Genomic DNA, 14,429 nt, shown 5'->3' with positions numbered 1-14,429 from the left:
GTGTTACTTCTCCTGGTTTTCATAACCGACAGCATACATAATATGGTCGTTATAGCCGGTGGTTACTTTAATGTAACCTGTTAATTCATCATCTAAAGCGCTGTCGCCGGTGTCACAAATAAGTGGACGCCCGTTCAACGCGTGTAATTTGGTTTTAGTTGCCACCACAATAATGTTTTCTTTGCCAATGGTGCGAATAAGCTCAGGGCTTAGCTGCTGATTCCCTCGACCAAAAATATGGCCTTGCCCGCCTATTAATGTAATAACTAATTGAGTAGCTTGCCCGTGCGTGTACTCAAGTAGCTGTTTAGCAGTTAAGTCTTGCGCAACTAGGGTTTGATCTTTAATTAAATCTACGCCTAATAAAGTATTATCTAGCCCCATTTCTTGCATTATTGCTTCAACAGTTGAGCCACTACCCATAATGTAATAGGTGTCTTCATCCATTTCGCTCACCACATGCGCTGCAATGTCGGCAAGTACTAATTCGTCTGTTTCTTTACCACCATTTTTAACCGCTTGTACATAACGTACTTCGCTTGGTATTTGCATTTCACCGTAGCGCTTAGCTTTTACGGTGCCTTGCCTAAACGCCTCTTCATCAATATCCATTACATCGGCATCTGCAAGTGTAACTAGCTCGCCTTTTACTAGCATTTCTACTACGCGCCCTGCTGCTTTAGGTGTAATTGCATATACGCCAGAGTGAATTTTACAGCCAGCTGGTATACCCAGCACTGGTACGGTATCTTCTATGGCATGACAAATATTGCGCGCAGTACCATCACCACCAGCAAATAGGACTAAATCTACGCCTAAATTTTTAAGTAGTTTAGCGCTAGCCTCTGTATCATCGGCGCTTGTTACGGTATTGGCGGTATAAATTACTTCAACATTAAAGCCTAGTGCGCGTGCTGCTTTTTCGCCCATATCGCCATTTACAGTATAAATTGTTAACTGCTCTTTATAGGGTACAAGTACTTCTAGGGCAGCCTGTGTGCGGCTGTTAGCTTTGGCTTGCGCACCCAGCTCAATTGCCTTTGCAGCAGTGTTTTCGCCATCACTGCCTTTTAAAGCAACGCTGCCACCAAGTCCTGCAACAGGGTTAATAATTAAGCCTAACTTAAACTGCATTTTGTAACTCCTGAGGGTGGTGCCAATTAAATTGTTGAGCGGTTAACGGCCACGGTGTTTTATAAAAATCACTTAACGCTTTTAATAATGCATGGGTACGTGCGTTAACTCCCTGCTCTAATAACATTAATACTTGCTGGTGTACTCGCGCCTGAAAATCAAACCGGCAAGTTTGCTCACCGTTCAAGTTATCTACCGACACATTAAAATCAAAGCCAGCAGCGGTGCTGAGCAGCCACTCTATGGCTTGTGGTTTTATTTCTACGTTTTCAAATTCAGCTTGCTGGTGTTTATCTCGCCCATCTGGGCAGTACCAATACCCATAATCTTCAAGCTCTCTGCGTTTATTGCCAGCCACTAACCAATGCGCTATTTCATGTAGGGCACTGGCGTAAAAGCCGTGGGCAAATACAATTTGATTAAAACTATGGGTATTATTGGCAGGTAGATAAACAGGCTCATCATCGCCTTTTACTAAGCGAGTGTTATGGCTTTGATAAAAAACACTATCGAAAATAGATATAAGATCGGCTATATGATGCATAAAAACTGATTAATTCGTCTCGGTTACAGCGCAAAATTAGCGCACTAAAAACGAGACGAATTGTACGGGCTTTTACCTTTAAAGTAAAAGTGATGAGCGAGTTATACCTCTACTCCCGCCTCATCGCACTGCACTATATCGGTTTCTGTAAGTGCTTGGGTTATCCACTTTTGCAAAACAGGGCAACGCATCACAAAATCACAATACTGCTGCGCCGCTGGGGATAAGGTAATCTGATACGTTTTTAAACGAAGTACAATGGGGGCGTACATCGCATCGGCAATACTAAAGTCGCCAAAAAACCATTCATTAGGAAACATATCTTGCTGCTGGGAAAATATCTCATCAATACGTTGAATATCTTTTAGTGCAGCACTTGATAGCGTTACTTTACGTGTGGCTCTTATATTCATCGGCATTTCGTTTCTCAGTGCCATAAAGCCGGCATGCATTTCAGCGCTTAATGCGCGCGCTGTAGCTCGCTGAGTAATATATTTAGGCCACCCTGCTCCCGATAAATGGGCATCGTTAATATATTCACAAATTGCGAGCGAGTCCCACACTTGCAAATCACCATCAATTAACGCCGGCACTTTTTGAACGTGGAAGTGTTGTTTTAGTTCGTCGTAAAAGTCACTGGTGTCGAGCACAAGCTGGGTTTCGTCAAACGGAATATCAAATTTACTCATTAAATACCATGCGCGTAATGACCAGCTAGAATAGTTTTTATTACCGATAAATAATTGCATTTTGTATATACCAAAGTGAATAGGTTTCCCTACCTTACTAGGTGATTAAACAACCAACAACACTTTGTTTTTTATTCTTAATGCTAAATTTAAAGCCTCTAAAAAACAGTATTACTATCAATTAGCTAACTGCGCATTTAAATGTTTTTTTAATAAACGGGTATTGCGGGTGTTGGCTTTAAAAAAAGCATCAAATATATCGCCAAAAAATGGAACTAAGCCGCCTACAAAATCAATCAGCATATTAATGATCATCTTCGTTTTTATGCGTTTACTTACGCCCAAACGCTGCGCCTCTACCAGTACATAGCTTGATAAAATAAGCCCTGCGGCATCCCCTATAACGGGTATTAAACCAATCACAGCCTCTAGGCCAATATTAAATTTAGTAAAAGGAATGCCAATGCTGCTGTCTGTAAGCTTACTAAAGCGCTCTAGCCTTGCTATAGCAGCTTGGGTTTCAAGGTGTGTGTTATCGTGCTTATTATCGCTCATGATTACTCTCCTCCTTAAAACAGTATATAGCGCAAACTTGAACAACCCCTGAAAGGCTTAAAAGCAAATTACAGGCACAAAAAAACGCGGTACTCCGCGCTTTTTTAAATATTAACGGTTAAACAGAGCCGTTAATTGGTCCATGTTCGTGGTTAACATGTGGGTTTTGCCCGCGCTGGCGCAGTAAATGGTCCATTAAGGTAATGGCCATCATTGCCTCAGCAATAGGAATCGCACGAATACCAACGCACGGATCGTGACGCCCTTTGGTGATCATCTCCACTGCTTCGTTTTCAGTATTAATGCTTTTACCTGGAATAGTGATACTTGATGTAGGCTTAAGCGCAATAGAGGCAATAATATCTTGCCCTGTAGAAATACCAGCAAGTACGCCACCCGCGTGGTTTGAGGTAAAACCTTCAGGGGTTAACTCATCGCGATGCTCTGAGCCCTTTTGCTCTACTACATCAAAGCCATCACCAATTTCAACGCCTTTAACGGCGTTAATGCTCATTAGTGAATGCGCAATTTCAGCATCTAATCGGTCAAATACAGGTTCGCCTAACCCTACAGGTACATTGCTCGCCACTACCTTAACTTTAGCGCCTACAGAGTCACCTTGCTTTTTAAGGTCTCGCATGTACTCATCAAGCGCTTCTAGCTTACTTGCATCAGGGAAAAAGAATAAGTTGTTTTCAACTTCATCCCAGTCGTAACTTTCGGCTTTTATTGGCCCAAGTTGGCTTAAACATGCTTTTACTTCAATACCATGAAACTGCTTTAAGTATTTTTTAGCAATTGCGCCTGCCGCTACACGAATTGCGGTTTCACGCGCAGAAGAGCGACCACCGCCGCGATAATCGCGCAGGCCGTATTTGTGCCAGTAAGTGTAATCGCCATGACCTGGGCGAAACACATCTTTAATTTTACCGTAGTCTTTTGAGCGTTGATCGGTATTTTCGATAAGTAAACCAATGCTTGTGCCTGTGGTTTTACCTTCAAAAACACCTGAAAGAATTTTTATCTGATCGTCTTCTCGGCGCTGCGTTGTATAGCGGCTTTGCCCAGGTTTACGACGGTCTAAATCAATTTGTAAGTCAGCCTCTGTGATCTCAAGGCCTGCGGGAGTACCATCTACAACACCGCCTAGGGCAACGCCGTGGCTCTCACCAAAGGTGGACACTTTAAACAACTGCCCTATGCTATTACCTGCCATTAACTTTCCTCATTCCTAATGACTACAAAAGTTGCCGAGCATACGCTCGGCCTAAAATTTATTTTGCAAAATACGTATCAAGCTGCGCTTTGCTTATTACAAATACACCTAAGCCGCCTTGCTCAAACTCAACCCACTCAAATGGTGCGCCCGGATACAAAGCATCCATATGTACCATAGAGTTACCAACTTCTACAAATAACAAACCGTTATCAGTTAGATGATTGCTAGCATGCTCTAAAATAGTACGTGTAACGTCTAAGCCATCATGCCCAGATGCTAAACCAAGCTCAGGCTCATGATGAAATTCTCGTGGTAAATCAGCCATGTCCTCAGCATCAACATACGGTGGGTTGGCTACTATTAGGTCATACTTTTGCCCTGGCACTCCACTAAATACATCTGACTGAATAGGCAGTACGCGGTCACTTAGCATATAGTCGTTTATGTTTATATCTGCTACTTCAAGCGCTTCATACGAAATATCAACCGCATCTACTTGCGCCGTTTCAAACGCCTGAGCAAGCGCAATAGCAATACAAGCAGAGCCTGTGCATAAATCTAAAATACGGTTAACGCTTTGCGGCTGTTCAAGCCACGGTGAAAACTTATTAGCAATAAGTTCAGCAAACGGCGAGCGCGGAATAAGCACACGCTCATCAACATAAAATGGCATGCCCGCAAACCAAGCAATGTTTGTTAAATAAGGAACCGGCGTGCAGTCGTTTATACGCTCTGCGATTAACCCTGCTAGGCGGTTTTTTTCTGTGCTTGTTAACCGCGCATGCATTAACTCTTTGGGGGCATCAATAGGTAAACTTAGTGCAGGAAGTAATAAGCTAACTGCTTCATCCCACGCGTTATCTGTGCCATGTCCAAAAAATATTCCACTACTTGCAAATTGGCTTGTAGTCCAGCGTAACCAGTCATGTAACGTTGACAGTTCTGCAACAGCTTCATCAAGTGTTGCTTCTTCTATTTGTAAATCACTCATATTTTTTACCTGTTTTAGCTAACTGACTGTTTTGAGTCTTTGCGACGATTGCATTGCCTAACTGTGCTGAGCAAATTACAATTGCCCCTCACCTTTATATTGTACCGCCTTTTGCGCTGCGTTTTTACGTTTTTTTGTTTAGGTAAAATTTATGAAAAAAGACATCTCATCACAATCGTCCCTAAGCAATGACGACATTGACCTTTTTCGCCAAACAATTACAGGCGCTAAGGTGTTTAAACAAGATACCCATAGGTTTGATACAAAACCTAAGGTGTCACAAGCGAAGCAATTTGCCCAGCAAAAAAAGCAGGTTGAGTCTGAATTTTTCTTCTCTGACGAATATATTCCCGATATAGACACAAATAGCACCATTAATTACGTGCAAAATGGCCACGACTCTTTTTTAGCAAAACAGTTGCGACGCGGCGACTTTGCGCCCGATTTAACACTCGACCTGCACGGGCTTAATAAAGAACGTGCAAAAGATGAACTCGCGGGGCTTATTCACGAGTGCAAAAAACAGCATTATTACTGCGCGTGCATAGTGCATGGCATTGGCGAGCGTGTTTTAAAACACAAAGTACCGCAGTATTTGGTACAGCACCCCGATGTAATTGCCATGCATCAAGCACCGTTAGAATACGGCGGACGCGGTGCCGTGCTGATTTTAATTGATTTACCACAAAGTGATGAGTTTAGACGCTAATTAAAGGAATAATACGTGCAAATTTTTTCGATTATTTTTCCCTTAATTTTTATTGTCGCACTGGGCTACACCTGTTGTTATTTTAAGTTTTTTAATCAGCAGCATATTGCCGGCTTAAGTAAATTTACTTTTTATATGAGCTTACCCGCCTTTTTAATGCTCAATATGTCGCAAATAAATTTGCATCAAAGTATTAGCCTCGAAGCATTTTTAAGCTTTTATATTCCTGTATTAGCGGTATTTGCTTTGGGCATACTTATTGATAGGTACTATTTAACTAAACAAGCCAATGCTGGAAATTATCAACAGCATAGTGTTTTTGGTCTTGCCGGTAGTTATTCAAATATGGTGTTAGTGGGTATACCCATTGTTATTGCTTCACTTGGCAAAGACATGATTGCTATCGCCTTTATGATCATCACATTTCATAGCACGCTGCTTTTTGCGTTAACTTATTTAATAGGCGCGAAAGGAAACACAGCTGACTTCTCGTGGGCAAAATTTGCTAAAAACATGGTCCTTAACCCTATTGTGTTAAGTATTGGCTGTGGATTACTTTTAAATGTGTCGGGAATTACATTATTTGCTAATTTAGCCAATGCCTTAGAGCTACTCGCCAGCCCTGCTATTGCATGTGCTTTATTTGTGTTAGGCGCTAATTTGGTGTTTTATAAGGTGGCAGCAAATTGGCAGCCGGCCCTTATTTCTTCACTGTTAAAAATACTGATTTTGCCTGCTGCTGTGTGTGTAGCAGCTACGTGGGTGTTTGTACTAGATACGCAAATTCGTAACGTACTGGTATTGCTAAGCGCCTCGCCGGTTGGCGTTAATGCGTATTTAATTGCAAGCCAATTAAATACGCATCAAGTTACGCTCGCCGGTGCAGTGGTGCTTTCAACGGTGCTTAGTGTAGTAAGCTTTTCGTTTTGGCTTGCTATGCTTTTATAAAACGCTTATTTAAGTGCGGCCACTACCGAAATTTCGACCAATAGCGCATCGCGCGCCATTTTAGCTTCAACACAGGCGCGTGCTGGTGCATAGCCTTCTGGCACCCACGCATCCCATACAGCATTCATATCGGCAAAATATTCCATGCTCTTAACGTAAATAGTTGCGCTTAGCATATGCTTTTTAGAACTCCCCGCCTGCTCAAGTAAGGCCTCGACTTTGTCGAGCATAGTTTGCGTTTGCTCTTTAATGTTTTGCTCTGCATCGCTGCATACTTGTCCGCATAAATAAACGGTTCCATTATGTTTAACTATACGGCTCATGCGCGCACCCGTTTCAAGGCGTTCTATACTCATTGTTATCTCTTTTCTCTATATGTTGGCAGGCGCGTTAATATTTACATATTCACTGCGCTGTGAGGTTTCGTCATACTGAATTACAGCAACCGCTGCGGTGTTAAAAATTGGCATATTACCCGGGCTGAGCTGATCAACTATATAACTCACTATGGGCATATGGGCGACCACCAACCAGGTATTACACTGAGGATGCATGGCAATAAGTGTTTCTAAATAATCAGCTGCTATTTGTGGCTTCCCCTCGGGGATTATGTCGCTACAGGTTTCACTAAATTTAAATACATTGTTTTTTTCAACTTCTTTAGCCGTTTGCTGCGCGCGCGAGTAAGGACTTACCAATAACGCATCAACAGAAAAGTGTTTGTGTAGCCATAAGCCCATTTTTTCTGCTTCTGCATGGCCTTTCGGTGTTAGGTTTCTTGCTGCGTCGTTAGCTTGCATCGGTGTCGCTTCGCCGTGGCGCATAATTAAGATTGTTTTCATAAAAAATCAACCGATTAATGAATATAAAACAGTAGCCAGTTTGCCCATTTGTCCGCTATATTAACTATTATTCCAAAGAATAATTCTCTCATGATATTCAGGTAAATCTTTTCGCTATTTTTTCGCTGTCCTGAAGCTATCATCTGTTGTTAACAAGTAAACGTCTAGTTTCAGGAGCATCATTTGAATATCAGCCGCAATGATAACAGAGCATACCGCGCCATTACACTCGACAATGGGCTAAAAGTATTATTAGTGCAAGATAAAGATTCAACTAAAGCCGCTGCTTCTATGGCGGTTAACGCGGGCCATTTTGATGACCCCCTTGACAGGCAAGGCCTTGCACACTTTTTAGAGCATATGCTTTTTTTAGGCACCGACCAATACCCTGATTCTGGAAGCTTTAATAATTTTGTGTCTCAATCGGGCGGGAACACCAACGCCTGGACCGGCACTGAGCACACGTGCTATTACTTTGATATTAATAACCAAGCCATTGAAAAAGCACTTGCGCAATTTAGCCGTTTTTTTATTGCCCCATTATTAAACCCAGCTGAAACCGAAAAAGAACGTAATGCCATAGAGGCTGAGTTTAAATTAAAAATAAAAGATGATGGGCGTCGTATTTATCAGGCTCATAAAGAAACCGTAAACCCAGCCCACCCCTTTGCTAAATTTTCGGTGGGTAATTTACATACTCTCGCCGATAGAGAGCGCTGCATTAGTGACGAGTTAAGAGATTTTTTTAATAAGCACTATCAAGCGCAGTGGATGACACTGGTAATTTGTGCCAACGAACCGCTTGATACACTCGCGCAGTGGACGCATCGTTATTTTAGTGGCATTAATGGCCATAAAGGTGCGCTTAAAGCCCCTATTGAGGAGCCATTATATCGCGCGCAAGATATTGGCAAAGTACTGCACATTGAACCACACAAGCACATGCAAAAACTCATTATTAGTTTTGCTATGCCAAATATCGATGACTTTTATCGCCACAAAACCGTCAGCTTTATAGCCCATTTACTCGGCTACGAAGGCGCAGGCTCGTTGTACTCAATTTTAAAAGAGCAAGGGTGGATTAACGCACTTTCTGCCGGCGGCGGTATAAATGGCAGTAACTTTAAAGATTTTAACATTAGCATGGCGCTTACCGATGAAGGCATTGAATACTTTGAAGACATAATAGAAATTGTGTTTGAGTATATTTGCCTAATCAACGATAACACCGACAAACTACCGCGCCTGTATCAAGATAAAAAAAACCTGTTACAAATTGCGTTTGATAACCAAGAAAAATCGCGCTTAATAGATTGGGTAAGTAACCTAAGCATTAATATGCAACACTACGACGAAGCTAACTATGTGCAAGGCGATTACTTAATGGAGGGCTTTAATAAAGCCACTCACGAAATGGCGATGCAATGGCTTACCCCGCATAATATGCGCTTAGTACTTATTCATCCAGGCGTAGAGGCAGAGCACACCACCGCGTGGTACAACACCCCTTACAAAGTTGAGCCAATTTCGCCGCATTGGCTGGAGTCGCTTGCGCATATAAATAAACCGCTGAGCACTATGCTGCTGCCCACAGCAAACCCCTATTTAACAAAAGAAGTGGTGCTATACGAAGTCGAAAAACCTCAAACCAAGCCTTTACTGTTAGTTAAAGAGCCTGGGTTTGACTTTTGGTTTAAACAAGACAACACCTTTAGAGTGGCCAAAGGTCATTTTTATTTAGCAATGGACTCGCACTTTGCAGTAAAAGATGTAAAGCACATGGCATTAACGCGCCTTTTTAGTGACTTATTTATGGACAGTGTTGGCGAGCAATTTTACCCCGCAGAATTGGCAGGTTTAAGTTATCATTTAACCTCTCATCAAGGCGGGCTTACGTTGCACACTGCTGGGCTATCGACTAGTCAGCTAGAGTTGGTGGAGCAATTACTTGATGCGCTGTTTAATGTTGATATTTGCGCACGCCGCTTTGCCGAATACAAAAAGCAACTGGTAAGGCACTGGCGCAACAGCAACCAAAATAAACCGGTGAGTGAATTATTTAGCGTGTTAGGTGCCAAAATAATGCCATGGAACCCACAACCCGATGAGTTAGCCACTGCACTTAAAAATACATGTTTTCAGCAATTTAACGAATTTAGAGCCGATTTTTTTAAAGCCTTACATGTTGAGTCGTTTTTACACGGTAATTGGCAACAAACAGACGCGAAGGTATTTCATAAAAAAGTGGCAGAGCATTTAAAAAACGCCACGGCTATTGAGGATTTAACACGCCCGCTGCACGAGATAGACCAAGTGACTCGCTGCGAACTTGAACTGCCATGCAGTGATAACGCCATGGTCATTTACTACCAAGCACAAAGTGCAGAAGTGGATGAAAAAGTTAAATTAATGGCACTTAATCATATAATTAACCAAGACTATTTTAACGAGCTGAGAACCACACAACAGCTAGGTTACTTAGTTGGCTCTGGCTATGCACCATTTAACACCCGCGCCGGTATTGCTTTTTATATTCAATCACCAAAATTTGAAGCTCAGACTCTACTGCACAGGCATAATCATTTTGTAAGCCAGTTTATTGCTAACCTAGACTCCCTGGATGAAACAACATGGCAGCAGCATAAACAAGGTTTGACAACTCATATTGCTGAAAAAGATAAAAACTTACGGTTACGCTCACAGCGCTTTTGGCTTGCAATAGGCAATAAAGATCATGACTTTCATATGCAAAAACGCCTCCTAGAGGCACTGCACGCCCTCAGCCTAGAAGAAATGAAAAGCTATGCCATAGCTACTTTTTCAAAAGATAGGCCAAGGTATGAGTTATTAAGTAGCGCAAAAGTAAATAAATCGCAAAAAATGCCGCTTTGCTCGCAATCTCTTTGACTCTGCAAGTGGCATGATTTAAATTATCATTTGTTAATTAGTAGTAATAAAACAAATGATAAAAATAACAACAATAAAATGTGTTTTTTACTGGTTGCTGCTAAGCCTAGCACCCGCAGCGGTTGCCTTTGAACACGCCTTTAATATAAATACCAACACCGTTTTAATTATTGCCAGTGCCCTACTTGCGCTGGCTTTGCCATACCTATTATTTGTAATTTATAAATTAAAGCGCTCTCGGTTACAGCACAGCCTCTCGGAAAAACGCTTAAAAAGCACGGTTGAAGGCAGTGGCGATACGCTTTGGGATTGGAATATAAAAACAGGCGAAGTTATTCGTATTAACGATAAATACATGATGGATTCAACAACGTTAATGGGTTTTCCGCCAAATAAAAGCTTGATCCACCCACACGATATTGCCTCAGTAGAGCATTTATTAAAAAAACACTTTGCTCAAAAGTCTGCTTTTTTTGAAGCCACTTACCGTATTAAAGACACCTTTGGCCACTGGCACTGGGTATTAGACCGCGGAAAAATAATAGAAAAAGATGCCAACTTAGCGCCACTGAGAATGACCGGCACAGTGCGCGATATTTCAGTGTTAAAATCAACACAAGAGCGCCTTAATTTATTTGCTAAGTGTGTAGAATCACTCACTGATGCACTTGCTATATATGATAAAAACTTTAACTTAGTTGATATTAACCCCAGCTTTTTAACGCTTTTTGGTGGCGTTAGAGAGCAATATCTCAAAAAGCCTTTTAACTTACCTGGTTACGATAAAAGCTACACAGAAAACATTAAAAATATAGTGCGAGAGCGGGAGCGAATTCAACAAGAGGTAAAACTGCGCAATAGTGAGCGAGTGTTACTGCCCATAGAGATTTCTATTGATGAGATAAAAAACGATCAACACCAAATAACAAACTATGTAGTGGTTTATTCAGATTTAACCGAACGTAAAAATGCACAATCGCAACTGCATAATTTATCAAATAGAGACCGTACGACCAGTTTACCTAACAGAAATTTATTTTTTACCGACCTACAAAAGCTAGTAAAACAAAATACCCACCATGCCCTTTTGGTATTTGATTTAGATAACTTTAAAAAGATTAATGATTCATTAGGCCACCAGCTAGGCGACAGCCTATTAGCAAAACTGGCTATGCGATTAAATAAGTTAACCCGAGAGAATGATGTTTTTTACCGCCTAGGGGGTGATGAATTTGCCTTAGTTATGGCAGATACTAATGATATTCATGTTATTACTCGCATGGCAAAGCAATTTTTAGCTGCAATTGCGACCCCATTTAAAATGGCAGGCCACGAGCTCGCTATTACCTCAAGCGTAGGCATAGTGTTATTCCCCGAAGATGGCAGTACGCCAGAGCTGTTATTAAAAAACGCTGATACCGCAATGTATCATGCTAAAAAGAAAGGCAATAGTTACCTGTTTTTTAACGACACCATGAACCGCCAAGCGGTTAAACGCTTACAAATAGAAAACCTAATGCGCTTTGGTCTAAAAGAAAACCATTTTGAAGTGTATTACCAACCAAAAATGAATATTCGCACAGGTAAACTTACCGGAATGGAAGCATTAGTGCGCTTTATAACCCCTAAAAAAGGCGTTATTAGCCCCGGTGTATTTATTCCTATTGCAGAGGAAACCGGGCAAATAATAGAAATTGGTGAAGTGGTTTTAAACAAAGCGTGTCGCGATGTAAAACAATGGCTAGACGATGGGCTATTTAGCGGCCGAGTTGCAGTTAACTTATCGGCTAAGCAGTTTAGCTTGCCAGATTTAACGACCCGTATTGACGTGATATTGCAAAAAAACGAGCTACCTTCTTACTTTTTAGAGCTGGAAATTACCGAAGGCACGGTAATGGACGATCCACAAGAAGCCATTGCAATTATGCGCTCGCTAAGTGCCCGTGGTATTCATTTAGCCATGGACGATTTTGGTACAGGTTATTCATCTTTAGCGTACTTAAAACAATTTCCGCTGAATACCTTAAAAGTAGACAAAGCATTTATTGATGACATGAAAACCGAACGAGGCCGCAACATGGTTGACTCTATCGTGACGATTGCGCAAAACCTCGATTTACATGTGGTTGCTGAAGGTGTGGAGCAAGCAAGCCAAATTGACATACTCAAAACGCTAAATTGTGAAACCGTACAAGGCTACTTCTATTCAAAACCGCTTTCAAAAGATGAGTTTACGGCCTTTTTGAAACAGCAACAAAGCAACTCTACGCCAAGCCTTATTAGTGCTAATAACCATTTAGCGCAAATAAGGTAATGTTACGGGCGCCATATACACGCACCAGCTCCTACGTTGCGTATAAAAGCACGCCTGTAATGCAAACCAAATAAGCACCATGCGCCAGGTCCGATTAGCGCCCCTAATAAAATCCACCGTTTAATTGGCATACCTTTTTTAAGCGCTTGAACATAAATGGCCAAAGCACATAGAGCATTAATAAAAACGAAAAGCAAACATCACCCCAACTGAGCTCAAAAGCAAAGCCGCGCATTTTAACGGCAAATAACACACTTTTAAAGCAGCAGGCTTAATAAGCCAATGAGTCGCCATTTAGCTATCAGTGCATATAAATTAAGTATTGATGCAAATTACTATTCCCTAGTTTAAAAATTTAGCCATAAAAAAAGCCGGCATAGCGCCAGCTTTTTTGTATAGCTTGGGTTACTTTTCAGCGCGACCCATAAATTTGTGCTCAACCGTATTAATACGGATACGGTCGCCCGTAGATATATGCTCAGGCACCGAAATGGTTAAACCCGTGCTCAGGCGTGCAGGCTTAGAGCGTGCACTGGCAGAAGCGCCTTTGATTGAAGGGTCTGTTTCTTCAACAACCAGCTCTACGCTTGATGGCAAATCTAAACCTACAGGCGAGCCATCAATTACAATAACGTGTACGCCTTGCGTTTCTTCGTTAACGAATTGAATTTCTTCTGCAATCGCCTCTTTGTTTAAGTTATACGGCGTGTAGTCTTCATTATCCATAAACACGTATTCATCGCCATCAATGTACGAAAGCATTGCTTCGCGGCGAGTTAAATCTGCTAGGGTTAGCATGTCGCTGTCTTTGAAGGTTTCGTCTACTTTTGCACCTGTTACTACATCGTATAAACGCATACGGTACAAACTACCGCCTGCACGGCCTTGTGGAACTGAACGTACAATATCTTTAACTACCAACACGCGATTATTAAACTCAATCGCGGTTCCTTTTTTAACTTCACTCGCCTTTGGCATGGGGGTTTTCCTATTATTTTTTTGATTGCCAGAAACATACCACGAACTGGGTATTGTTCAACTAAAAATACGTTAATTTGGGGCTGCATTTGATATAGACTTGCAAATTTTTAATTTAAAACTAAATACCTATAATCAAAAGCGAAAAAAACTGCTATGGTATCTCTACCGAGTATGACTTCAAGGATTGGATCATGGACCAAAACACAGTACATGAGTATTTAGTAAAGAAGCCCTTGGTGCAAGTGACAAAACCATTTGCTCAAGAGGTTGATGTTTATAAAGTAAATCATAAAATGTTTGCCACCCTTGCCTTAGGTAATGATGGAGACGTTAATGATGATGGAGATCCTATTTGGTGGCTTAATTTAAAGTGCGATCCCGATGAAGCACTTAAATTGCGTGATATTTTTCCTGCGGTGATCCCTGGCTATCATATGAACAAGCGGCTTTGGAATACGGTGATATTAGATGGCTCTATTCCACAAGGCGAAATTGAAAGAATGATCGATAATTCGTTCAAATTAGTTGTTGAGAATATGCCAGAAAAAGACCGTAAAGCAATTGAAGCACATCTATAGAAACCACCATCACGGGCT

At 41.5% G+C, this 14,429-nt stretch carries 15 protein-coding genes; 5 read left to right on the top strand and 10 right to left on the bottom strand.

Going from position 1 to position 14,429, the window contains the following annotated elements; all coding sequences use genetic code 11:
- Positions 1-3: 3 nt before the first annotated feature.
- The 6 genes from MSC25_RS08130 to prmB all read right to left on the bottom strand — a co-directional run bounded on the left by MSC25_RS08130 (position 4) and on the right by prmB (position 5,132).
- Positions 4-1,134, bottom strand: a complete 1,131-nt coding sequence (locus tag MSC25_RS08130; protein WP_029773968.1) for an ATP-NAD kinase family protein — start codon at positions 1,132-1,134, stop codon at positions 4-6.
- Entirely contained in the window at positions 1,124-1,678 is a 555-nt protein-coding gene (locus tag MSC25_RS08125; RefSeq protein WP_248443131.1) for an elongation factor P hydroxylase, read from the bottom strand. Before MSC25_RS08125 ends, MSC25_RS08130 begins: the two co-directional genes overlap by 11 nt.
- Before the next feature lie 101 nt (positions 1,679-1,779).
- On the bottom strand, positions 1,780-2,427 hold the full coding sequence (locus tag MSC25_RS08120; protein ID WP_248443130.1) for a glutathione S-transferase family protein: 648 nt from the start codon (positions 2,425-2,427) through the stop codon (positions 1,780-1,782).
- Between the two features lie 117 nt (positions 2,428-2,544).
- Positions 2,545-2,922 (bottom strand): DUF4112 domain-containing protein, encoded by a 378-nt coding sequence (locus MSC25_RS08115; RefSeq protein ID WP_004587292.1) that lies wholly within the window; start codon positions 2,920-2,922, stop codon positions 2,545-2,547.
- Between the two features lie 118 nt (positions 2,923-3,040).
- The gene (aroC, locus tag MSC25_RS08110; RefSeq protein ID WP_024031890.1) at positions 3,041-4,138 is read right to left on the bottom strand and encodes a chorismate synthase; all 1,098 of its coding nucleotides are present in this window, start codon (positions 4,136-4,138) and stop codon (positions 3,041-3,043) included.
- A 58-nt stretch (positions 4,139-4,196) separates the two neighbouring features.
- On the bottom strand, positions 4,197-5,132 hold the full coding sequence (gene prmB / locus MSC25_RS08105) for a 50S ribosomal protein L3 N(5)-glutamine methyltransferase (protein WP_004587294.1): 936 nt from the start codon (positions 5,130-5,132) through the stop codon (positions 4,197-4,199).
- A gap of 151 nt (positions 5,133-5,283) precedes the next feature.
- Between prmB and smrB the strand changes: the two genes are divergently transcribed.
- Positions 5,284-5,841, top strand: coding sequence for an endonuclease SmrB (gene smrB, locus MSC25_RS08100; RefSeq protein WP_024031888.1), 558 nt, complete (start codon positions 5,284-5,286; stop codon positions 5,839-5,841).
- Positions 5,842-5,856: 15 nt separating this feature from the next.
- The gene (locus MSC25_RS08095; RefSeq protein WP_248443129.1) at positions 5,857-6,789 is read left to right on the top strand and encodes an AEC family transporter; all 933 of its coding nucleotides are present in this window, start codon (positions 5,857-5,859) and stop codon (positions 6,787-6,789) included.
- Between the two features lie 5 nt (positions 6,790-6,794).
- Here MSC25_RS08095 and MSC25_RS08090 read toward each other — a convergent pair whose 3' ends face one another.
- Entirely contained in the window at positions 6,795-7,145 is a 351-nt protein-coding gene (locus MSC25_RS08090; protein ID WP_121637188.1) for a RidA family protein, read from the bottom strand.
- 15 nt (positions 7,146-7,160) lie between these two features.
- Positions 7,161-7,631: a phosphohistidine phosphatase SixA gene (sixA, locus tag MSC25_RS08085; protein WP_004587298.1), complete on the bottom strand. Its 471-nt coding sequence runs from the start codon at positions 7,629-7,631 to the stop codon at positions 7,161-7,163.
- 183 nt (positions 7,632-7,814) lie between these two features.
- Here sixA and MSC25_RS08080 point away from each other — a divergent pair, with 183 nt between their 5' ends.
- Together MSC25_RS08080 and MSC25_RS08075 are read left to right on the top strand one after the other, a co-directional pair.
- A complete protein-coding gene (locus tag MSC25_RS08080) occupies positions 7,815-10,538 on the top strand; it encodes an insulinase family protein (protein ID WP_096739928.1) in 2,724 nt (907 codons plus the stop codon).
- A 55-nt stretch (positions 10,539-10,593) separates the two neighbouring features.
- On the top strand, positions 10,594-12,852 hold the full coding sequence (locus tag MSC25_RS08075) for an EAL domain-containing protein (RefSeq protein WP_248443128.1): 2,259 nt from the start codon (positions 10,594-10,596) through the stop codon (positions 12,850-12,852).
- Between the two features lie 2 nt (positions 12,853-12,854).
- On the opposite strand, the gene MSC25_RS08070 is transcribed toward MSC25_RS08075, so the two are convergent.
- Positions 12,855-13,049, bottom strand: coding sequence for a hypothetical protein (locus MSC25_RS08070; RefSeq protein WP_029773485.1), 195 nt, complete (start codon positions 13,047-13,049; stop codon positions 12,855-12,857).
- A gap of 208 nt (positions 13,050-13,257) precedes the next feature.
- Positions 13,258-13,830: an elongation factor P-like protein YeiP gene (yeiP, locus tag MSC25_RS08065; RefSeq protein WP_004587302.1), complete on the bottom strand. Its 573-nt coding sequence runs from the start codon at positions 13,828-13,830 to the stop codon at positions 13,258-13,260.
- 194 nt (positions 13,831-14,024) lie between these two features.
- On the opposite strand from yeiP, the gene MSC25_RS08060 reads away from it, so the two are divergent.
- On the top strand, positions 14,025-14,411 hold the full coding sequence (locus MSC25_RS08060; RefSeq protein ID WP_004587303.1) for an MmcQ/YjbR family DNA-binding protein: 387 nt from the start codon (positions 14,025-14,027) through the stop codon (positions 14,409-14,411).
- Positions 14,412-14,429: the final 18 nt, after the last annotated feature.

The organism is Pseudoalteromonas sp. 1CM17D (assembly GCF_023161805.1).
GTDB classification, from domain to species: Bacteria; Pseudomonadota; Gammaproteobacteria; order Enterobacterales; family Alteromonadaceae; genus Pseudoalteromonas; species Pseudoalteromonas atlantica.
The sequence above is the reverse complement of the archived record's forward strand: the minus strand, read 5'-3'. Positions and strand labels throughout refer to the sequence as shown.